Origin of the sequence: Hydrogenoanaerobacterium saccharovorans (genome assembly GCF_016901815.1) — a bacterium.
Taxonomy (GTDB): Bacteria; Bacillota; Clostridia; order Oscillospirales; family Ruminococcaceae; genus Avimicrobium; species Avimicrobium caecorum.
On sequence record NZ_JACSNR010000007.1, the window covers coordinates 84,164 to 102,958 of the forward strand.

Below are 18,795 nucleotides of genomic sequence, written 5' to 3' on the forward strand. Positions count from 1 at the left end.
TCGGTACTCCGCCATTGTGCGTCCGCTCTCTTTATGTTACAATAAAACCGGATATGACCCCGCTTATTTTTGCGAAAGAGGTGCTTTGGATATGAAGAAAAATCTGCTTGTGGCACAGTCCGGCGGCCCTACCGCTGTCATCAATGCCAGCCTGTGCGGCGTAATCCGGGAAGGAATGCGCCATCCGGAGGAAATCGGTATGGTCTACGGCGCGGTGAACGGCATCCAGGGAATCCTGGAAGGAACCATCATCCGGGTGGACGACCAGTTCGAGACTGCCGCGGACTTTGAGCTGCTCTGCCACACCCCCTCCTCTGCCCTGGGCTCCTGCCGGTACAAGATGCCCTCGCCGGACAAGGGCCCGGAACAGTATGCCAAGATTCTGGCGATGTTCCGCAAGTACAACATCGGCTACTTTGCCTACATCGGCGGCAACGATTCCATGGACACCGCCAACAAGATCGCTGACTACTGCTATGAGCACGGCGAGGAAGTGCGGGTTGTAGGCGTGCCCAAGACCATCGACAATGACCTGCCCATCACCGACCACTGTCCCGGCTTCGGCTCGGCAGCCAAGTACATTGCCACCACCCTGATGGAGGTGGCAGCGGATGCCGAAGTCTACCCCATGAAGTCGGTGGTGATCGCCGAGATCATGGGCCGAAATGCCGGCTGGCTCACCGCCGCCGCTTCGCTGACCCGGGAACTGGGCGGCAGCTATGCGCCCCAGCTCATCTACCTGCCCGAGGCAGTCTTTGACCCGGAACAGTTCGTGGAGGATGTGCGCCGGGAACTGGACAAGCGTGACACTGTTGTGATTGCTGTATCCGAAGGTGTGCGTCTGGCAGACGGCAGCTATGCCGCCGAGAGCATGCAGAGCGGTCAGGTGGATGCCTTTGGGCACAAGTACCTGGCTGGCGTCGGCAAGTATCTGGAGCGCCTCACTGCCGACCGCATCGGCTGCAAGGTGCGTTCGCTGGAGCTGAGCGTCATGCAGCGGGCAGCGGCTCATCTGCAGTCCGCCACCGATCTGGAGGAAGCAGTCCGGGCCGGTGAGAAGGCGGTGGAAGCCATGCTCCGGGGCGATACCCGCATTATGATCGCCTACCGCCGCATCAGCGACGCCCCCTACCGCATCGCCTATGAGACCGCTCCGCTGGGAGAGGTTGCCAATGTGGAGCACAAGATCCCCCGGAAGTGGATCAATGAGGCCGGAAACGATGTCCGGGAAGAACTGGTGCGCTATCTTGCGCCGCTGATCCAGGGCGAGGTGTCGATACCCATGAAAAATGGCGTTCCCATGCACTTTTCCTTTGACAAGACCCGGCTGGCTGACTGAGGTTCTGCAGGATTTCTGAAAACTTTTTTCAAAAAATCCCTTGACAAATCCCAAAAGCCAGAGTATACTGGCAACCAAGTTGATAAACACCAAAGACGGTGATGAGGAGAGTACTCCTGCCGTAGCAGTTACAGAGAACCTCGGGAGCTGAGAAGAGGCGCTGCGAATCAGGACGAAAATGGCCTCGGAGTTGCGTACCGAACTGGCATCAGTAAGGCTACGACGGGTTTGCCCGTTACAGCAATAGAGTATAATCCGGGATTTCCCGGCCGTACTTGATGAGGTTCCGGATGCGAGTCCGGAACGAAAAAAGGTGGTACCACGAAGCGATTTGCCTCGTCCTTTGATCGAACGATCAGAGGACGAGGCTTTTTTATTTCCCCGCGAAATCTTTCAGAGGTGACAGCTGCTATGATAACCATTCAAAACCTGACCAAGACCTATCATACAAAATCCGGTGAAGTGGAAGCCCTCCGGGGCATCTCCGCCGAGATCCGGGACGGAGATATTTTCGGGATCATCGGACTTTCCGGCGCCGGCAAATCCACCCTCCTGCGGTGCATCGCCCTGTTGGAAACCCCCACTTCCGGTTCCATCTCCATTGACGGACGGGATCTCTCCTCCCTCCGGGGCCGGCAGCTCACCGAACACCGCCGGCAGATCGGCGTCATCTTCCAGGGCTACAACCTGCTGATGCAGCGCACCGTTTCCGGCAACATCGCTTTCCCGCTGGAAATTGCCGGTGTGCCCAAAGCGGAGATCCGCCGGCGCACCGAGGAGTTGATCCATCTGGTGGGGCTGGACGGCAAGGCTGATGCATATCCCTCCCAGCTCTCAGGCGGACAGTGCCAGCGGGTCGCCATCGCCCGGGCCCTCGCCAACAATCCCAAAGTGCTGCTCTGCGATGAGCCCACTTCGGCACTGGATTCCTTCACAACCAAGGCGATCCTGGACCTGCTTTCGGACATCAACCAGAAGCTGGGCGTCACCATTATCATCATCACCCACGAGATCGGCGTGGTAAAGCAGATCTGCAGCCAGGTGGCTGTGATCGAATCCGGTCGCTTCGCGGAATATGGCGTTGCTGCTGAAGTGCTGGCTGCTCCCAGAAGCGTAGCCGCCCGGCAGCTCATTGGAGTTGGAGGTGCATTGTAATGAACGAACTGATTGCCAGATATGCTCCCCTGCTGCTGCAGAGTCTTGAGGAAACCCTCTACATGACCGTCTTTTCCACGGTGCTTGCCTATGTATTCGGTCTGCCGCTGGGTGTGCTGGTCTATGTCACCAAGGACGGCGGCATCCATCCCAACCGCCCGCTCAACCGGGTACTGAGCTGGTTCATCAACCTGATCCGCTCTGTCCCCTTCCTGATCCTGATTGTTGCACTCAATCCCATTTCCAAGCTCATCGCCGGTACTTCCATCGGCCCCAAGTCCTCCATCTTTGCCCTGGTGGTAGCTGCTGCTCCCTTTGTGGCCCGGATGGTGGAATCCTCCCTGGAAGAACTGGACACCGGCGTGATCGAAGCCGCCAAAACCATGGGCGCTTCGGATCTGCAGATCATCACAAAGGTTCTGCTGCCAGAAAGTGTACCCTCCCTGGTACGGGGACTTTCCATCTCTGCCATCACTCTGATTGGCTATTCGGCTATGGCCGGTGTTGTAGGCGCCGGCGGCCTTGGCGATATAGCAATTCGTTACGGTGTACACCGCTACGAAGACTCCGTGATGTATATTACGGTGATCCTGATTGTCGTTGTGGTTCAGGTGATTCAGTCCACCTTTAACCTCACCGCCATTCAGATCGACAAACGAAACCGGTAGGAACTTCCGGATCTTCCCCACAACACGGAAATCCGGTCCTGCTTCCCCGGACTGCAAAGCTGTAACTAAAAAAGAAAAGAGGAATTTTCCATGGACAACACCAAGAAGATCATTGCACTGGCTGCTGCCGCAGCTCTCACCCTTTCCCTGGCTGCCTGCTCGGGCAACAACTCCAGCTCCACCGCCGATAATTCCAGCTCCGATGCCTCCAGCACCGTGATCCGTGTGGGCGCTTCCCCCTCTCCCCATGCTGAGATCCTGGAATTCGCCAAGGATCAGCTCGCTGCCAAGGGCTATGAACTGGAGATCGTAGAGTTCACTGACTATGTAATGCCCAATGTCGCCCTGTATGAAGGCGATCTGGACGCAAACTTCTTCCAGCACACCCCCTACCTCGATAACTACAACGAGCAGAACAGCACCGATCTGGTTTCGGCCTGCAAGGTTCACTTCGAGCCCATGGGCCTCTACTCCGAGACCCTGACCAGTGTTTCGGATGTGGCAGAGGGTTCCAAGGTCGGCGTTCCCAATGACCCCACCAATGAAGCCCGTGCCCTGAACCTGCTGGAAGCCCAGGGTCTCATCAAGCTCCGGGAAGGCGCTGGCCTGAACGCCACTCCCCTGGACATTGAGGAAAATCCCCTGAACCTGGAATTCGTAGAGCTGGAAGCTGCTCAGCTCCCCAGAAACCTGAGCGAGTTTGCCATCGCTGCCATCAACGGCAACTATGCCATTGAAGCCGGTATCCTGGACAAGGTTATCGTCAACGAAGCAGCTGATTCCGAGAGTGCCCAGGAATATGCCAATATCCTGGCTGTACAGAGCGGCGAGCTGGAGACCGACAAGACCAAGGCTCTGGTGGAAGCCCTCACTTCGGATGAAACCCGTGAGTTCATCAATACCCAGTATGAGGATCAGTTCATTCCCGTATTCTGATTCCCCGAAATACCCAGAAAGCCCGGACAGATTGTCCGGGCTTTCTTATTATATATAATAGGAAGAGGTCAGCGGTTTCCGGCGATATACTCAGCCCGGAACTTGGAATAGAGAATCTTCTGGGCGCCGTACAGACTGCAGTACCCCGACAGCATATAGGAGACCGCACAGCACAATGCATAGAGCGGCAGTCCTGCTCCGCCGAACAGCTCATAGGCCAGCAGAATGGAGGTGAGTGGGCAGTTGGTCACGCCGCAGAACACCCCTGCCAGCCCCAGACCCGCCCCAAAGGAGGCGGGCAGTCCGCAGACCGGCGCCAGGACACAGCCCAGCGTAGCACCGGTGAAGAAGGCCGGTGCAATATCCCCTCCCTTGTACCCGGCTCCAAGAGTTACGGAGGTGAAGAGGATCTTCAGCAGGAAGGCCTCCGGGCGGGCTTCTCCGGCAAAGGCCCGGATCACAACATCGGTGCCGGCGCCGTTATACGCCTGGGAGCCTGCCAGAAGGGTCAGCAAAATCAGCAGTCCGCCGCCTGTGAGGATGCGGAAATAGGGATTCGGCAGCAGTCTGCCGTAAGCATAGCGGGCAAAGCGCAGTCCGGAACAGAACAGCCGGGCAGCCAGGGCACAGGCGGCGCCCATCAGAGCCACCTGCCCGATAGAAACCAGCGACAAAGCTGGTACCGCCGCAACCTGGTAGGCATCAGCCGGAAGCCCCATGGCACCGGTCACCAGGAAAGAGCAGAAGGCGGAGAGCAGGCAGGGAAAGAACGCCGCATAGTACATCTCTCCTACGCTGATCACCTCCATGGCAAAGACAGCAGCCGTCAGGGGTGTGCCGAACAGCGCCGAAAATCCTGCCGCCATGCCGCACATGGTCATAATATGGCAGTCCTTCTCGTCCATTCTTGCCCAATGGCCCAGCGCCCCGGAAATGGAGCCGCCCATCTGCAGGGCTGCCCCCATCCGTCCTGCCGAGCCGCCGCACAGATGGGTCAGCACAGTGGATACGGCAATCAGCGGCACCATGCGCAGCTGTACGCCGGGATTGGTCCGAACAGACAGCAGCATATAGTCCGTACCCGGATCGGTACTGAGGCCGCAGGAACGGTACAGCCATACAATGAGGAGTCCCGCCAGCGGAACCGCAAACAACAGCGCCGGATGCTGGGCCCGGGACTGCACCGCCCAGGAAACAGCCATGCGGAACAGTCCGATCACCGTTCCGACGCTGCCTCCGACCAGCAGTGCAGCTACCGCCCACCGGATAAATTTCCCGACCTCTCCGGCTCCTGTATGTACTGTTTCCGCTGCCTGATGCTGCAGCTTTGCCATTTCTGTCCTCTTGTCCGACATGTGCCGTCCTCCTGTCGCAGCAGCCTGCGGGCCGCTGTGCGTTCTCGGCTATTATTCTACCATTCCAATCCCCCGGTTTCAACGGATTTCTGAGAATCCCGCCCCGGCTTTGTTCCCACAAAAAATCCCCCCGCACAGGCGGAGGGATCAGGGTTGCTGCTATCGCTTCAGGATGCGGATGTCATTGCCCAGGAACGGGATCGTATAATACCCGCCCATGATCCGGGAAACAACACGGGGAGAATACCGGGCTTCCAGCTCCTTGGCGGTCAGGTTGCTGGAAATAATGGTGGGCTTTCCTTCAACCAGCCGGGAGTTGATGATATTGTAGATCACCGACACCGAGAAGTTGGTGGAGAACTCCGCCCCCAGATCGTCCAGGATCAGCAGATCGCAGTCCAGCACAAAGTTGAGGGAATAGCTCTCCTCTCCCCGGCGGAACCGCTCCCGCTCCAGGGTTTCCAGCAGGGTCTGAGCCGGTGTGTAGAGGACATTGTACCCCTTGCGGATCACCTCTTTGGCAATGGACAGGGACAGATGGGTTTTGCCCAGACCTGTCTTGCCCTGGAAGAACATACTCCGGCTGGACGGTGTGAAGGTGTCGGCATAGTTCCGGCACTCCTCCAATGCCCGCCGCATCACGTCCCGGGCAGAGGATTTCGATCCGGGCAGCGGCTCCGCAGGATAGTAGTCCAGCGAAAAGCTCGCAAAGGAGATGTTATCGGTATTGGCAGTATGGGAGAGCCGTTCCAGCATCAGCCCCGCCAGAAGATCCTTCACGCAGTGGCACATCTTCCCGTCTGTATAACCGGTATCCTTGCAGTCTTCACAGGTGAAGTGCATCTCGTCATAATCCTCCGGCAGGCCGGCCTCCCGGAGCAGTTCCCGCTTGTGCTGCTGCATATACAGATTGGTGTCCCGCAGACGGGCCAGCTTCTGCTCCACATCCACCCCGGACAGCACAGTCCGGGCGATGGCGGCACTGGTGCCGGTCAGCTCCCGGCGCAGTTCCTCCACTGCCGGAGCCTTCTCCCGGATCACCTGCAGCCGGTACTGATAGTCGTTCCGGGCCTGGCTGCGCCGTTCTGCAAGGGTTTCAAACGCCTTGTCCATTATCTCCTTGGGATATGCCATGAGTCATCTCCTCCTCACCGGTTCATAAAATCTGCAAGCACCCGGTCTTCAATCTCCTGGATGTTGTAAGAGGTTTCGCCTCCCTGCACCGGCGCACGGCGGGCCGACGCATTGGCTGCATCCGCCGCAGTCCGCACTCCCTCCCGGTGCCAGTTCTGAAGCACTTTATTGATATAGGCAAAACTGAGCTTTCCGGTGTTCTCCACGGCACGCTCATAGGCCAGCCGGATCACATCGATCCCATAGCCCAGCTCTCCGTACCAGGAGGCGATCATCTCCTTTTCCCGGGTGGTCAGGCTGCGGTCGTTGATGCCGAATGCCGCCCGGACCTGCCCCTCATTGGAGTGCCTCCGGCTGAGATAGTCAATGTACCGCTCTGCCTCCGGAACTGTGTCGATTCCCTTCTCCTGCCAGCTGGCGGCGGTTTTCTCCACATAGCGCATGCTCAGTTTATCGATGGATTTGCAGTAGCCCATCACCGTGAGGATAAACTCCGGCGACAGCCCATAATAGGCATAGAGCGCCGTCAGGCACTGCATATCCATGGAGGTAAGCGTGCTGCCGATGATCTCCTGCGCCTTGTGCAGCAGGCTCATCAGTGTATTGTCCCGGGCAGCCAGTTCCGCGCACTCCGCCCGGGTGAACCGGCGGGAATCCGCCGTGATCACAGTACGGCGGGGCTCCTCCCGGGCCATTTCCCGGGCTGGGGCAGCAACCACTGCCGCCGGTTCCGGATTGGGGGCAGCGGTATGTTCCCCGTCCCCCTCGGACCGGAGCAGGCCGCAGTTCTCCCAGTAGAGCGCCGCATCCCGAATGTCCGCCGGGTCCTGCCGCAGAAAGGCCGCGATCTCCTGGTCGGACATAGCCCTGCCCTGGCGCAGCAAGAGGAGCAGCACCTTGAGCTGGAGCACCCCGCAGAGCCGCAGATGCTGATCTACAACGGCTGCCGGTACTGCAAACGCCGCCCCCATATTTTCAAAATTGACACTGTATTTCAAGATCCAACCGTTCCTTTCCGGCACAAACACTATGTAAAGTCAGTTTCCTTTACACTTAAAAAGTGGCCTGTTTTCCGGCTGTTCACGCACAAACCAGCCGGTGGGCCCCTTTTACTCTCTTTTATCAGGCAGAGATATTATAGCATATTCTGACGTGTTAGTAAATTGCAGAACGGTGTCCGGAACGGTTGGTGACTCAGTCACAGTTCCGGGTATATTCAAACTTCTCTATATTGAAAAATTTCCGGAAGTATACTATAATAATCTTCGTCACAAATCTTAGCTGTGTTCTTTCAGGGGAATGCAGCTGTCACTGGTAATCCAAAGGAGGAACTTTTTATGGTATATGTTTACAAGACCAAGGGCGTATGCTCCCGTGAAATGACTGTGGATGTAGATGAAAACGGCATCATTCAGAGCTGTGTCATCAAGGGCGGCTGCCCCGGCAACCTGCTGGGTATCTCCCGGATCGTGATCGGCATGAAGGCCGAGGATGTCATCGAGCGGTTCCGCGGTACCCGCTGCGGCTTCAAGTCCACTTCCTGCCCCGATCAGCTCTCCTATGCGCTGGAGGAGGCTCTGGCTGCTGCTGCCAAGTAAATCCTTTGCTTTGAATGGCTCCTGTCCCTTCCCCGGACAGGAGTTTTTTGTATATCCCGGAAAAATCCTGTTCCGCTCTGGTAATTTCCGCCTGCTTCCGATATAATGAAAGCAAGAAACCGCAGCGGATCTGCGGAACTTTGCAGGAAAGAGGCGATATTTATGAAAACAATCGGATTTATCGGCGTCGGCGTTATGGGCAAGCCCATGGTGCGCAACCTGATGAAAAAAGGCTTTCCCGTTTCCATTTATACCCGGACCAAATCCAAGGTTCTGGATGTGATCGAAGAGGGTGCCGTCTGGTGCGATGATGTGAAAACCTGCGTCCAGGACAAGGATGTCATCATCACCATCGTGGGCTATCCCAAGGATGTGGAGGAAGTCTACTTCGGAGAAAACGGCATCATTGCCAATGCCAAGCCCGGTGCAGTGCTCATCGATATGACCACCACCAGCCCCAAGCTCTCTGAACGCATCTATGCAGAGGCCAAGCCCCGGGGCATTTCCGCCCTGGATGCCCCGGTGTCCGGCGGTGACAGCGGCGCCAAGGCCGGTACCCTCTCCATCATGGTGGGCGGTGACCGGGAAGCCTTTGACGCCTGCCAGGATGTGTTCGCTGCCATGGGCACCAACATCATCTATGAGGGCGGCGCAGGCAAGGGCCAGCACACCAAGATGGCAAACCAGATCGCCCTGGCTGGCGCTGTTGCCAGTGTGAGTGAAGCCATCGCCTATGCCCGCCGGACCGGTCTGGATGTGGAAACCATGCTGGCAAGCATCAGCAAGGGTGCCGCAGGCAGCTGGCAGATGACCAACAACGCCCCCAAGATGGTTGCCGGTGATATGGCACCGGGCTTCTTTATCAAGCATTTCATCAAGGATATGGCCATTGCCGACGAAGAAGCCAAGGCCGCTGGTCTGACCATGCCGGTGCTGGAAGAAGTGCTGGAGATGTACCGGGAACTGGATCGCCGAGGCGAGGGTGATCTGGGCACCCAGGCTGTGATCCACTACTTCGATGAAAAGTAACTGACCTTATAAAACAAGCCGTCCGCTGCTGCACTTGCAGACGGACGGCTGTTTTGTTATTCTGTCAAGGCTCCGGAGGCCATTTGCTCCAGCTCCTCTGCCGCACGCTCCAGGCAGGCATCCCGTCCTGTCCGGAACGCCTCCAGCGAGACCGGCACTTCGATTCTGGGCTGGACACCATTGTTCTGGATGTCAGTACCATCACTGGCGATCTGCCGTGAGCCGGAAAAAGTGACAGCATACCCGGTGCAGAGCGGCACCACCATGAGATTCCCCGTAGCGCCGGCAGTATGGGTGCCGATGGTGGTCAGACCCCAGGCATTGGCATAGTCAGCTGTGGTATCCACTGCCGAACCGCTGAAGTGCGAAAACAGCACCGTCACCGGCGTACTGCACTTGGGAAGCCCCTGGAAGGGGTAGTCCCCCTCATCCAGCTCAAGCAGAGCGGAAAAGTCGCTCTCTTCCACACAGTACCGTCCCTCCAGCATCTGGCTGCCGGTATCAAACACCTCGTCCGGGTAGAGCTCCCGCATATTCTGGAGGGTCTGCCCGTCAAGCCCCAGCCGGTACAGGGTATCGGAATCCATGGACTGGAACCAGGCCAGCGTCATCAGGCGGGAATCCTGCAACTGGTAAAGCGAACTGCCCCCTCCGACAGTCCGGATGGTTTCGTCCGGCACAAAGGGCGCCAGCACTGTCATACCGTTGAGAGAGTTCCCGCCTCCGCTTGTGCGGAAATCAAGAATGCACCCCTTCACCCCGGACAGCCGGGACAGGATCTCCTGCTCATATTCCTCCCGGAAGGCTGTCGGGTCTGCGGTCAGTGTCTTTACCTGCACTACCAGAATGCTCTCCTCTGTGGGCGTGCCGCTTTCCAGCCGGTAGAGCCCGAAGGCATCCGAATCATAGAGCTGCTCCTCCCCGCACTGGAACACCAGCTGGGATTCATGGCCTCCCATGTCAAACAGTCCCAGCTCCTTGTAGGTATAGGTGAGCTCCTTTTCTGTGCCGTCCGGCAGCTCAAATTCCAGTGTCACTTCACTCCCCTGCTCGCCCTGGGTACAGAGGAAGTTCGCCCAGCGCTCCTCCTGGGTATCCGGTGTCTGCACGCCTACATAGGGCGCAACATGTCCCTGGAAATAGGCATGGACATCGCTGCCGTTCACCTTGGTAAGCCGGCTCAGCAGTGGCAGTTCTTCAGCATCCAGCGTCTCCCGGACATAGTACTCCCCTTCGATATGGCAGAGCGCCAGCGGCAGATTGCCCAACAGGTCGCTTCCTTTGGGCGGAATCACCGTGGTATGTCCGTCCTGGAGCTGGGCGGTCAGCCGGCAGAGCTCCAGGTAATAATCATATTCCGACCCTGTCTCGGCTGCCTGATAATAGGACTCCCGACAGGCTGCCTCCCATTCAAAGTCCTCCGGGAGCAATCCGAACCCGCTGTACAAGTCATCAGCGGCAGACTGGATCTCGGTAATGGAATAGGCCCGGTCCAGGTTATTCTCTGCGGCGCTGGGCCGGGTCAGACGATCCCAGACCTGGGTTTTCAGCAAAATGGCAGCTGCCAGCACTGCCAGCAAAATTCCCGCTTTCTTCATGCGTTTCCCTCCCTGCCTACCATTGTAACACAAAAGCTCTCCCGGAGCCGATCCAGAGGAGCCATTTTTGTATAAATCCAAGGCGAAGGTCAGGCGGATTCAGAGGATTCCTGTTTCTCCCGCCTGCGGCGCCCATAGGCTGCCAGAATCCGGGTCATCGAGGACACCAGCACAATGCCCATGGCAATGGCACCCGCTACAAACAGGGTATGGATTCCGGTTTCCATGGCAAGCTGGGTCTCTCCGCCCACGAGATATTCCATGGTATAATAGGCACCGCCGCCGGGCACCAGCGGAATATAGGAGATCACCAGATAAACTGTCACCGGGGAGTGGTGTTTCCGGGCCATATACTCGGAATAGAGGGAGACTGCCACCATCGAAAGGAAGAACTGCGGCACATCGCTGGAAAAGCAGCCGGCAAAGAGCAGGTAGACAAACCAGCTGAGCCCTCCGCCCAGAGCAGCATAGAACATATTCTTGCCCCGGAGGTTGAAGACATAGCTGAACCCGAAAGAGGCAAAGAACGCATAGATGCAGGGCAGGATCATATCAGGAGTGAGGTTCAGTTTCATACCAGCAGCACCTCCAGGAAGGGAGTGAAGATTGCCAGCGATACCACTACCCCAATGGCAATGCCAATGGCAGTGACCACTGCTTCCGCAAACTTGATCATGCCGGAGATCAGATCCGCGGCGATGAACTCCCGCATGGCGTTGGTCAGCGCAATACCCGGAACCAGGTTCATCAGCATGCCGATGATCATCTTATCCTGGCTGAGGGCAAATCCCGCCTTCACCGCCAGATAGCAGCCGCAGGCCGTGAACGCGCCTCCCACAATATTGACAAAGAAGGACGAGGCCTCCAGCTTTTCCAGCTGATGGATCACCACTTTGAGCAGTACGCCCAGCACAAAGGCAGCAGCCGCATCCACCAGGACACCGCCATAAAAGAGGGTGAAAAAGGCAGAGATCATACCGAACCCGAAGTACTGCATGGGCATGCTGTATACCGGACCCTGTTCGATCTCCTGAAGCCGGGCCATGATCTCCCCGTATTCCGGGATCTGTTCACAGATCTGGCGGCAGAGGGCATTGAGCTTATCCACCTTGTCCAGATCGGTATCCCGGCTCAGAATCCGGCGGGTCCGGGTGAGATAGGCACCGGTATCATCGGTGATGGTCACCACAATACTCGAGGGGATCACAAACACATCGGTATTCTGATACCCATAAGCCGCGCACATCCGGGTAATACTCTCCTCCACACGATAGGTTTCCGCTCCGTGGCTGAGTATGTCAAATCCCAATGCAGTCGAAGCTGCCAGGATTTCCTTCATTTCCAAATCATATCACCTGCTGTTATCTTGATCAGTCGGGCTGTTCCATTCCGATTATATCGGGCAAATTGGAAAAATACAAGGCTTCCGCCCAATTTCCGGGAAATTTTCCCACTGGTATCCTGCTGCATGGACAGCTGTACTCCGCCCATACTTCCAGTATCACCAAACGAAGTAAGGACGGTAACAACAGATGAACAAAGTGGAGATCACAGGCGTCAATACCTCCCGGCTGAAAACCCTGCCGGAAAGTGAAAAGACACGGCTCCTGCTCCTGGCACGGCAGGGTGACCCGGCTGCCCGGGAACAGCTGGTAAGCGGAAATCTCCGGCTGGTGCTGAGTGTGGTGCAGAAGTTCGCCGGACGCAGTGAAAATCCCGATGACCTGTTTCAGGTGGGCTGTATCGGGCTCATCAAGGCCATCGACCACTTTGACCCGGCCTTTGATGTACGCTTTTCCACCTATGCTGTCCCCATGATCGTTGGGGAGATCCGCCGATACCTCCGGGATAACAACGCGGTGCGGGTCTCCCGTTCCCTGCGGGACACCGCCTACAAGGCCATGCAGTCCCGGGAAGCCCTGACAGCCGAGCTGCACCGGGAGCCCTCCTCGGCGGAGATCGCCCAGGACATCGGCCTGGACGAACGGGCGGTCAATGAGGCACTCGGCGCCATTGTGGAGCCGGTCTCCCTCTATGAGCCCATCTACTCGGACGGCGGCGATCCCATCTATGTGATGGACCAGATCGGCAGCGGCGTCACTGACCATGACTGGATCGATGAGATGGCAATCAAGGAATCCATCGGCCTGCTGAGTGACCGGGAGAAAAAGATCCTCTCGCTGCGGTTCCTGGCGGGACGGACCCAGACCGAAGTCGCTGAGGAGATCGGCATCTCCCAGGCACAGATCAGCCGTCTGGAGAAAAACGCCATCCGTAAAATCAAGGAGAGCCTCTGATCTCCCCTGCCCCAATATACCAAAAAACACCCTGTCTTGCCTTTATGGGGCCAGGACAGGGTGTTTTGCTTTTATCAGCAATCCGATGGCTTCTTAGCCATGGCAATATCCTCCGGACGAACCGGCAGAGTATGGAACGCCACGCCGGTGGCATTCAGAATCGCACCCAGGATCGCCGGAGCCGGAGTATTGATCACCAGCTCACCGATGCTCTTGGCACCGAAGGGGCCGGTGGGCTCATAGCTGCTCTCAAACTCCACCTGGATTCTGCCTGCTTCCAGCCGGGTGGGAATCTTGTACTGCATCAGCGAATCACTCACCATGCGTCCGTCCGCATTGTACCAGACGTCCTCATAGAGCGCCATGCCGATGCCCTGTACAATACCGCCCTCGGTCTGCACCCGGGCCAGAGCCGGGTTGATAACCGTACCACAGTCCACAGCAGCGGCATAGTCCACCACCTGGACCTCACCGGTTTCGGGGTCGAGGTCGATCTCCGCGGCACCCACCATAAAGGGAGGCGGCGATACCGGCGACGAATGGGACTCGCTCGCCGACAGACAGCGGTTGTGTCCCTCAAAGCTGGCATAGCCGATCTCCGAGAGGCTGACCTCCCGTCCGTCTGCTGTCCAGACCCGCTTGCCGTCAAACTCGGCCTCCTCCTCGGAAACTCCCAGCATGGAGGCACCCTGCCGCAGGATCTTTTCCCGGAGCACCTCACAGGTCTTGACCACCGCCATACCGGTGACATAGGTGGTGGACGAAGCATAGGAACCGGTGTCGTAGGGGGACTGGTCGGTGTCCACGCCCCGCACCGAAATATCGGTATAGTCGCAGTCCAGACAGTCCGCTGCCATCTGGGCCAGAATGGTATCACAGCCGGTACCCATATCGGTACAGCCCACCAGCAGGGTGTAGAATCCATCGTCATTCAGGCGGATCTCCACGCTGGCAATGTCCACGCCGGAAATGCCGCTTCCCTGCATCGCCATCGCCAGACCCACACTGCGGATGTGTCCGTTGGGCAGCACCCGGCGGGGATATTTCTCGTCCCAGCCGATCATCTCCTTGGCCCGGGCCAGGCAGCGGTCCAGGGTACAGCTTCCGCACAGCTCATTGTAGTAAGCCGGCATAATCTGGCCTTCCCGCACCATGTTCTTCTCCCGGATCACCGAGGGGTCGATGCCCAGCTCTGCCGCCAGCTCGTTGACAGCGCTCTCCACAGCAAAAATGCCCTGGGTGGCACCGTAACCGCGGTAAGCACCCGCACCCATGGTGTTGGTGTAGACTACATCGCAGCTGAACCGGGACGCCCGCAGTCCGCCATAGAGCGGAATGGACTTGTGTCCCGCCAGGCCGATGGTGGTAGGGCCATGGTCGCCGTAAGCGCCCGCATTGGACAGCACATAGAGATCAATGGCCCGGAGCGTGCCGTCCCGGTCGGCACCAATGCGTACCGTAAGCTGCATCTCATGCCGGGGCGAACCGTTGGTCAGGCTCTCCTGCCGGGTGTATTCCAGGTAGGCCGGTCTGCCGGTCATGCGGGTGACAAAAGCCGGGAATACTTCGCTCACCGAGCTCTGCTTGGCGCCGAAGCCGCCGCCGATCCGGGGCTTGATGACCCGGATATCCGCCTTCTTCATCTCCAGGGCATTGGAGAGGATGCGGCGCACATGGAACGGCACCTGGGTGGAGCTGACCACACACAGGCGGCTGTACTCATCCAGGTAGCAGAAGGTGCGGAAGGTCTCCATCATCGACTGGCTGTTGGCCTTGGTATGATAGGTACGGGTGAGCACCACCTCACTGGCAGCCAGCTCCGCTTCCACATCGCCCACCTCACTCTGCTCAGTGCTGCAGAGGTTGCGGCTGGCGTCGGTCCCCACATCGCAGAGGGTCCGGAAGTTCTCCTCCGGATGCACCACAATGGGGTTATCCTTGGCTTTGGTGAAGTCCAGCAGCGGCTCCTGCACCTGATAGCGCACCTTGATGCGGTCCAGGGCCTTGCGGGCTGCTTCGGGGGTTTCCGCTGCCACGATGGCCACCGGATCTCCGGCACAGCGGATCTGCCGGTCGAGAATCAGACGGTCATAGGGGCTGGGCTCAGGATAGGTCTGTCCGGCGGTTGTGAACCGGCTCTGGGGCACATCCTGCCAGGTATAGATCGCCACTACACCCGGGATCTTCATCGCTGCGGTGCAGTCAATCTCCTCGATCCAGGCCCGGGCATGGGGACTGCGCAGCAGTTTGACGGTCAGGGCGCCTGCCGGCACCAGATCGCCTGTATATACCGGCTTGCCGGTCATCAGTGCCTGGGCGTCCTTTTTGCGGACTGCCCGGCTGACAAATTTTGCTTCGCTCATGCCCGGCTGGCCTCCTTTCGCTCGGTCAGGTACCGGCGGATGGCCCGCAGCTGACCCTGGTATCCGGTGCACCGGCAGAGGTTGCCTGCCAGATAGTGCCGGATCTCATCATCGGTGGGGTTCTGAAGTTCCCGGGCCATTGCCAGTACCGACAGAATCAGGCCGGGGCTGCAGAAACCGCACTGCTCTGCGCCCTCGTCTGCCAGACAGGCACCGAAGGCAGCCGCCTCTTCCTGAAGTCCCTCCAGGGTATCGATGGTATGACCATCTGCCCGGACTGCCAGCACACTGCAGGAGAGCACCGGATGTCCGTCCAGATGGACGGTGCAGAGTCCGCAGTTGGAGGTCTCGCATCCGCATTTTACCGAGTAACAGCCCTGCTCCCGCAGGAAATCAAACAAGGTCGTATCGGGACGCACCTCGGCAGTGCGCACCGTACCATTCAGTGTCACAGTAATATTCATGCCTGTTCCCCCTCCAGTTCCCGGATGCCCCGGTTTGCCAGAACCGATGCCAGGTGCCGGCGATAGGCGGCTCCCGCCCGGAGATTGGTGCCAAAGGATACCGCATCCAGGGCAGTTTCCAGCGTATCCGGTGTAACCTCCAGCGATACCGCCTTCATGGGACGGGCACCGATGCTCAGGCGATAAGCAGTCTCCCCTTCCCCGCAGGAAACAGCACAGGCCAGCACCGGGAAGTCGGTACCGGCATTGCGCACAGTATGGTACACTGCCTTCCGTCCGTCCAGCTGTACCCAGACTGCCGCCAGAATATCCCGGTCTGCCTTCCGGGCAGCGAAGTCCCGGAGCGGAATCCGTCCGGCCTCTGCCAGTTCCACTTCACAGTCCAGCGCCAGGAGCCCGGTGAGAATATCCGAAAAACCGAACCGTCCCCAGACACTTCCGCCGAATGTGGCGCACTCCCGGAACTGCACCCCGACAATATGACCGGTCATATCGGCAAACAGGCTTCCGAACCGCTCTTTGAGCAGCGCACTGGTCTCCAGCTGACGCAGGGATACCATTGCGCCAATGCGCACCCAGCCATCCCGTTCCTCGATCTGATCCAGGCCCAGGCCGCTCAGATCAATGAGCGTGCCGATGCGCTTCCTGCCCAGACGCAGCCAGCAGCCTCCGCCCAGGATCGTGCTGCTGCGTTTCCGGTTGAGTTCCAATGCCTCCTGCAGTGTGGCAGGACGCACATATCGCTCTGCTGTAAACAAAGCTCCATCTCTCCTCTATTCTGATTTTGCCGGCATGTCTGCACCGGCTGAGAACCCTTTTCCATTATTGTACCAGAAGTCGGGAAACTTGTCGATGTCCGACAGATTCCCGTACACACAAAACAAAGCCCTGTCATTCCGAAGAACAGCAGGGCCTGTTTTGGCCGCACCGTCCGATTGTCCGGGCTGTGCGGATCAGTTGTCAAAAAACCATGATTGACGAAGTACACTATACCATTTTTCCGTGAAAAAAGCCATCCTTTCCGGACGCTTTTTCACAAAAAAGCCAAAAACTGTACACTCCTGACAGATGCACAACACGAAAAGCACAAAAAAACACCAATACGCACAAGGCGCCTGTTTTTCTCCGTGAGGTTATGGAATCGGTGCTCTGTATGTGGAAAACTCCCCTGCTTCAGGCGCCATGCCGGCTTGTACACCGCCGCCGCTGCCCAGCCAGACAGCAAAAAAGAGCTGCCAGCAACTCTGACAGCTCTCGGGATATTTGGGGGTAATCAGCCCTGCTGGGAACGGGAATTGTTCTGCTGGGCAAACTGACGCTGAGCGCCCTTGAGTGCCTGCCGGGTCTGACGCACTTCTGTCAGCGAGCCAGCCAGGCTTTCCTCTGCCTTGCGCAGCACCTCGTCCGAAAATTCCTGGGAGGCCTGCCGGATCTCCTTGGACTTGGTCTGGGCCTGGGTTACGATTTCAGTAGCCTTGGCCTGGGCCTGCTTCATCACTTCGTCCTGGGCGATCATCACCCGGGCACGCTCTTCTGCCTTGCGGACAATAGCCTCTGCCTCACTCTTGGCAGAGGAGAGAATCTCGGTGCGGTCCTTGACAATGGCCTTGGCCTGCTTGATCTCATCCGGAAGATTCAGGCGGATGTCATCCACCATCTCCCGTACCTTTTCTGCATCGATCACGCACCGTCCCCCGCTCAGCGGAAGATTCCAGGCGCGGTCCAGAAGTTCATCCAGCATATCCAGAATTTCTTCGATATTCACATCAAGGCCTCCTTCCCAAGTTTTGCCATATCCGCATTGCCCAGACGGGCTACTACTTCATCATGGATCGCACGGGGCACCAGATCACTGATGTCGCCGCCGAATGTTGCCACATTCTTTACCAGGCTGGAGCTCAGGTACTGATAGTTCGCCGCTGTGGTGAGGAAGATGGTCTCGGCATAGGGCAGCATCTTCTTATTGATCAGCGCCATCTGGAATTCGTACTCGAAATCCGACATGGCCCGCAGTCCCTTGACAATGGCAACAGCACCCTTGCTGCGTACATAATCCACCAGCAGCCCCATATAGAGATCCACTTCCACATTGGGGATTCCCTCCACCGATTTGCGGATCAGTTCCACCCGCTCTTCCGGTGTAAAGCTGGTATTCTTTACAGGGTTCACAACCACCAGCACAATTACCTTATCGAACAGCACCGATGCCCGGCGGATAATATCCAGATGTCCCATGGTGACCGGGTCAAAGCTGCCCGGACAAATTGCGATTCTCTCATTCATCGGAATCCCTCCGACGGTATACCGTCAGCTTGCTCTTTCCATACCGGTATTCCCGATAAATCCCAAAGGGACCGGCCTGAGCAGGCAGTTCTTCTTTCTTATCGGTTTCACAGACGATCACGCCCGATTCGGACATCTTCTCCGCCAGGAGCGGCAGCGCCTGATCGATCATGCCCTTGGCATAGGGCGGGTCAAGCAGGGCAATGTCAAAGGTCTCCCGGGTGCTCTGCAGAAAGGCCAGATAATCCATCGGCATCACCCGGGCATTGGCGCCCAGGCCGGTGGAAGTGAGGTTCTGCCGCACCAGATCCTGGGAAGCCCGTGCCGAATCCACAAAGGTACAGAATCCGGCGCCCCGGCTCAGTGCTTCAATTCCAAGCTGTCCCGAACCGGCGAACAGATCCAGCACCCGGGCGCCTTCCAGCTCAAACTGCAGAATGCTGAACAGCGCTTCCTTGGTGATTTCGGTGGTGGGACGCACATCATATCCATCAGGCGAACGCAGCTTTCTGCCGCGTGCAATTCCTGTAATTACTCTCATAAAGTTCTTTCCTCCGTCCTGTCGGAACGATACTG

The 18,795-nt window shown here is 57.9% G+C and carries 19 protein-coding genes and 1 other annotated feature; of the genes, 7 read left to right on the forward strand and 12 right to left on the reverse strand.

Annotation, left to right across the window (positions count from 1 at the left end; translation table 11 throughout):
* The first annotated feature begins 91 nt into the window (after nucleotides 1-91).
* From H9X81_RS07925 to H9X81_RS07940, 4 genes are all read left to right on the forward strand, one after another.
* Nucleotides 92-1,339 carry a 6-phosphofructokinase gene (locus H9X81_RS07925; RefSeq protein WP_204721106.1) on the forward strand — a complete coding sequence of 416 codons (1,248 nt, stop codon included), beginning with the start codon at nucleotides 92-94 and terminating at the stop codon, nucleotides 1,337-1,339.
* A gap of 89 nt (nucleotides 1,340-1,428) precedes the next feature.
* Nucleotides 1,429-1,686 (forward strand) — a binding site (T-box leader).
* Nucleotides 1,687-1,750: 64 nt separating this feature from the next.
* A complete protein-coding gene (locus H9X81_RS07930) occupies nucleotides 1,751-2,494 on the forward strand; it encodes a methionine ABC transporter ATP-binding protein (protein ID WP_191392506.1) in 744 nt (247 codons plus the stop codon).
* Entirely contained in the window at nucleotides 2,494-3,162 is a 669-nt protein-coding gene (locus tag H9X81_RS07935) for a methionine ABC transporter permease (protein WP_204721109.1), read from the forward strand. Before H9X81_RS07930 ends, H9X81_RS07935 begins: the two co-directional genes overlap by 1 nt.
* Nucleotides 3,163-3,252: 90 nt before the next feature.
* A complete protein-coding gene (locus tag H9X81_RS07940) occupies nucleotides 3,253-4,098 on the forward strand; it encodes a MetQ/NlpA family ABC transporter substrate-binding protein (RefSeq protein ID WP_204721111.1) in 846 nt (281 codons plus the stop codon).
* A 68-nt stretch (nucleotides 4,099-4,166) separates the two neighbouring features.
* On the opposite strand, the gene H9X81_RS07945 is transcribed toward H9X81_RS07940, so the two are convergent.
* From H9X81_RS07945 to H9X81_RS07955, 3 genes are all read right to left on the reverse strand, one after another.
* Nucleotides 4,167-5,453, reverse strand: coding sequence for a chloride channel protein (locus H9X81_RS07945; protein ID WP_243424078.1), 1,287 nt, complete (start codon nucleotides 5,451-5,453; stop codon nucleotides 4,167-4,169).
* 159 nt (nucleotides 5,454-5,612) lie between these two features.
* Complete coding sequence (locus H9X81_RS07950; RefSeq protein WP_204721113.1) at nucleotides 5,613-6,587, reverse strand: ATP-binding protein; 975 nt, start codon at nucleotides 6,585-6,587, stop codon at nucleotides 5,613-5,615.
* Between the two features lie 14 nt (nucleotides 6,588-6,601).
* Entirely contained in the window at nucleotides 6,602-7,558 is a 957-nt protein-coding gene (locus tag H9X81_RS07955; RefSeq protein WP_204721116.1) for a DnaD domain protein, read from the reverse strand.
* Between the two features lie 366 nt (nucleotides 7,559-7,924).
* Here H9X81_RS07955 and H9X81_RS07960 point away from each other — a divergent pair, with 366 nt between their 5' ends.
* Together H9X81_RS07960 and H9X81_RS07965 are read left to right on the forward strand one after the other, a co-directional pair.
* The gene (locus H9X81_RS07960) at nucleotides 7,925-8,185 is read left to right on the forward strand and encodes a TIGR03905 family TSCPD domain-containing protein (RefSeq protein WP_191392502.1); all 261 of its coding nucleotides are present in this window, start codon (nucleotides 7,925-7,927) and stop codon (nucleotides 8,183-8,185) included.
* Nucleotides 8,186-8,290: 105 nt separating this feature from the next.
* Entirely contained in the window at nucleotides 8,291-9,214 is a 924-nt protein-coding gene (locus tag H9X81_RS07965) for an NAD(P)-dependent oxidoreductase (RefSeq protein ID WP_191392501.1), read from the forward strand.
* 56 nt (nucleotides 9,215-9,270) lie between these two features.
* Here the strand turns inward: H9X81_RS07965 and H9X81_RS07970 are convergent, their stop codons facing one another.
* The 3 genes from H9X81_RS07970 to H9X81_RS07980 form a co-directional block, all read right to left on the reverse strand.
* Nucleotides 9,271-10,812: a S41 family peptidase gene (locus H9X81_RS07970; protein ID WP_204721118.1), complete on the reverse strand. Its 1,542-nt coding sequence runs from the start codon at nucleotides 10,810-10,812 to the stop codon at nucleotides 9,271-9,273.
* 89 nt (nucleotides 10,813-10,901) lie between these two features.
* A complete protein-coding gene (locus H9X81_RS07975) occupies nucleotides 10,902-11,387 on the reverse strand; it encodes a threonine/serine exporter family protein (protein ID WP_204721120.1) in 486 nt (161 codons plus the stop codon).
* Entirely contained in the window at nucleotides 11,384-12,151 is a 768-nt protein-coding gene (locus tag H9X81_RS07980) for a threonine/serine exporter family protein (RefSeq protein WP_224762446.1), read from the reverse strand. The genes H9X81_RS07975 and H9X81_RS07980 overlap by 4 nt, the downstream gene beginning before the upstream one ends.
* Before the next feature lie 193 nt (nucleotides 12,152-12,344).
* Between H9X81_RS07980 and sigG the strand changes: the two genes are divergently transcribed.
* A complete protein-coding gene (sigG, locus tag H9X81_RS07985) occupies nucleotides 12,345-13,109 on the forward strand; it encodes an RNA polymerase sporulation sigma factor SigG (RefSeq protein WP_177503718.1) in 765 nt (254 codons plus the stop codon).
* A gap of 74 nt (nucleotides 13,110-13,183) precedes the next feature.
* Here the strand turns inward: sigG and H9X81_RS07990 are convergent, their stop codons facing one another.
* From H9X81_RS07990 to rsmD, 6 genes are all read right to left on the reverse strand, one after another.
* Complete coding sequence (locus tag H9X81_RS07990) at nucleotides 13,184-15,472, reverse strand: xanthine dehydrogenase family protein molybdopterin-binding subunit (protein ID WP_204721122.1); 2,289 nt, start codon at nucleotides 15,470-15,472, stop codon at nucleotides 13,184-13,186.
* The gene (locus H9X81_RS07995) at nucleotides 15,469-15,936 is read right to left on the reverse strand and encodes a (2Fe-2S)-binding protein (RefSeq protein WP_177503714.1); all 468 of its coding nucleotides are present in this window, start codon (nucleotides 15,934-15,936) and stop codon (nucleotides 15,469-15,471) included. The genes H9X81_RS07990 and H9X81_RS07995 overlap by 4 nt, the downstream gene beginning before the upstream one ends.
* Complete coding sequence (locus tag H9X81_RS08000) at nucleotides 15,933-16,694, reverse strand: FAD binding domain-containing protein (protein WP_204721124.1); 762 nt, start codon at nucleotides 16,692-16,694, stop codon at nucleotides 15,933-15,935. The genes H9X81_RS07995 and H9X81_RS08000 overlap by 4 nt, the downstream gene beginning before the upstream one ends.
* A gap of 515 nt (nucleotides 16,695-17,209) precedes the next feature.
* Complete coding sequence (locus H9X81_RS08005) at nucleotides 17,210-17,701, reverse strand: ATPase (RefSeq protein WP_204721126.1); 492 nt, start codon at nucleotides 17,699-17,701, stop codon at nucleotides 17,210-17,212.
* Complete coding sequence (gene coaD / locus H9X81_RS08010; RefSeq protein WP_177503708.1) at nucleotides 17,698-18,219, reverse strand: pantetheine-phosphate adenylyltransferase; 522 nt, start codon at nucleotides 18,217-18,219, stop codon at nucleotides 17,698-17,700. Before coaD ends, H9X81_RS08005 begins: the two co-directional genes overlap by 4 nt.
* A complete protein-coding gene (gene rsmD, locus H9X81_RS08015) occupies nucleotides 18,212-18,760 on the reverse strand; it encodes a 16S rRNA (guanine(966)-N(2))-methyltransferase RsmD (protein ID WP_177503706.1) in 549 nt (182 codons plus the stop codon). Before rsmD ends, coaD begins: the two co-directional genes overlap by 8 nt.
* Nucleotides 18,761-18,795: the final 35 nt, after the last annotated feature.

Coding starts and splice junctions, on each gene's coding strand:
- H9X81_RS07925 (WP_204721106.1), top strand. CDS start 92: ATGAAGAAAAATCTGCTTGTGGCACAGTCCGGCGGCCCTACCGCTGTC.
- H9X81_RS07930 (WP_191392506.1), top strand. CDS start 1,751: ATGATAACCATTCAAAACCTGACCAAGACCTATCATACAAAATCCGGT.
- H9X81_RS07935 (WP_204721109.1), top strand. CDS start 2,494: ATGAACGAACTGATTGCCAGATATGCTCCCCTGCTGCTGCAGAGTCTT.
- H9X81_RS07940 (WP_204721111.1), top strand. CDS start 3,253: ATGGACAACACCAAGAAGATCATTGCACTGGCTGCTGCCGCAGCTCTC.
- H9X81_RS07945 (WP_243424078.1), bottom strand. CDS start 5,453: ATGTCGGACAAGAGGACAGAAATGGCAAAGCTGCAGCATCAGGCAGCG.
- H9X81_RS07950 (WP_204721113.1), bottom strand. CDS start 6,587: ATGGCATATCCCAAGGAGATAATGGACAAGGCGTTTGAAACCCTTGCA.
- H9X81_RS07955 (WP_204721116.1), bottom strand. CDS start 7,558: ATGGGGGCGGCGTTTGCAGTACCGGCAGCCGTTGTAGATCAGCATCTG.
- H9X81_RS07960 (WP_191392502.1), top strand. CDS start 7,925: ATGGTATATGTTTACAAGACCAAGGGCGTATGCTCCCGTGAAATGACT.
- H9X81_RS07965 (WP_191392501.1), top strand. CDS start 8,291: ATGAAAGCAAGAAACCGCAGCGGATCTGCGGAACTTTGCAGGAAAGAG.
- H9X81_RS07970 (WP_204721118.1), bottom strand. CDS start 10,812: ATGAAGAAAGCGGGAATTTTGCTGGCAGTGCTGGCAGCTGCCATTTTG.
- H9X81_RS07975 (WP_204721120.1), bottom strand. CDS start 11,387: ATGAAACTGAACCTCACTCCTGATATGATCCTGCCCTGCATCTATGCG.
- H9X81_RS07980 (WP_224762446.1), bottom strand. CDS start 12,151: ATGAAGGAAATCCTGGCAGCTTCGACTGCATTGGGATTTGACATACTC.
- sigG (WP_177503718.1), top strand. CDS start 12,345: ATGAACAAAGTGGAGATCACAGGCGTCAATACCTCCCGGCTGAAAACC.
- H9X81_RS07990 (WP_204721122.1), bottom strand. CDS start 15,472: ATGAGCGAAGCAAAATTTGTCAGCCGGGCAGTCCGCAAAAAGGACGCC.
- H9X81_RS07995 (WP_177503714.1), bottom strand. CDS start 15,936: ATGAATATTACTGTGACACTGAATGGTACGGTGCGCACTGCCGAGGTG.
- coaD (WP_177503708.1), bottom strand. CDS start 18,219: ATGAATGAGAGAATCGCAATTTGTCCGGGCAGCTTTGACCCGGTCACC.
- rsmD (WP_177503706.1), bottom strand. CDS start 18,760: ATGAGAGTAATTACAGGAATTGCACGCGGCAGAAAGCTGCGTTCGCCT.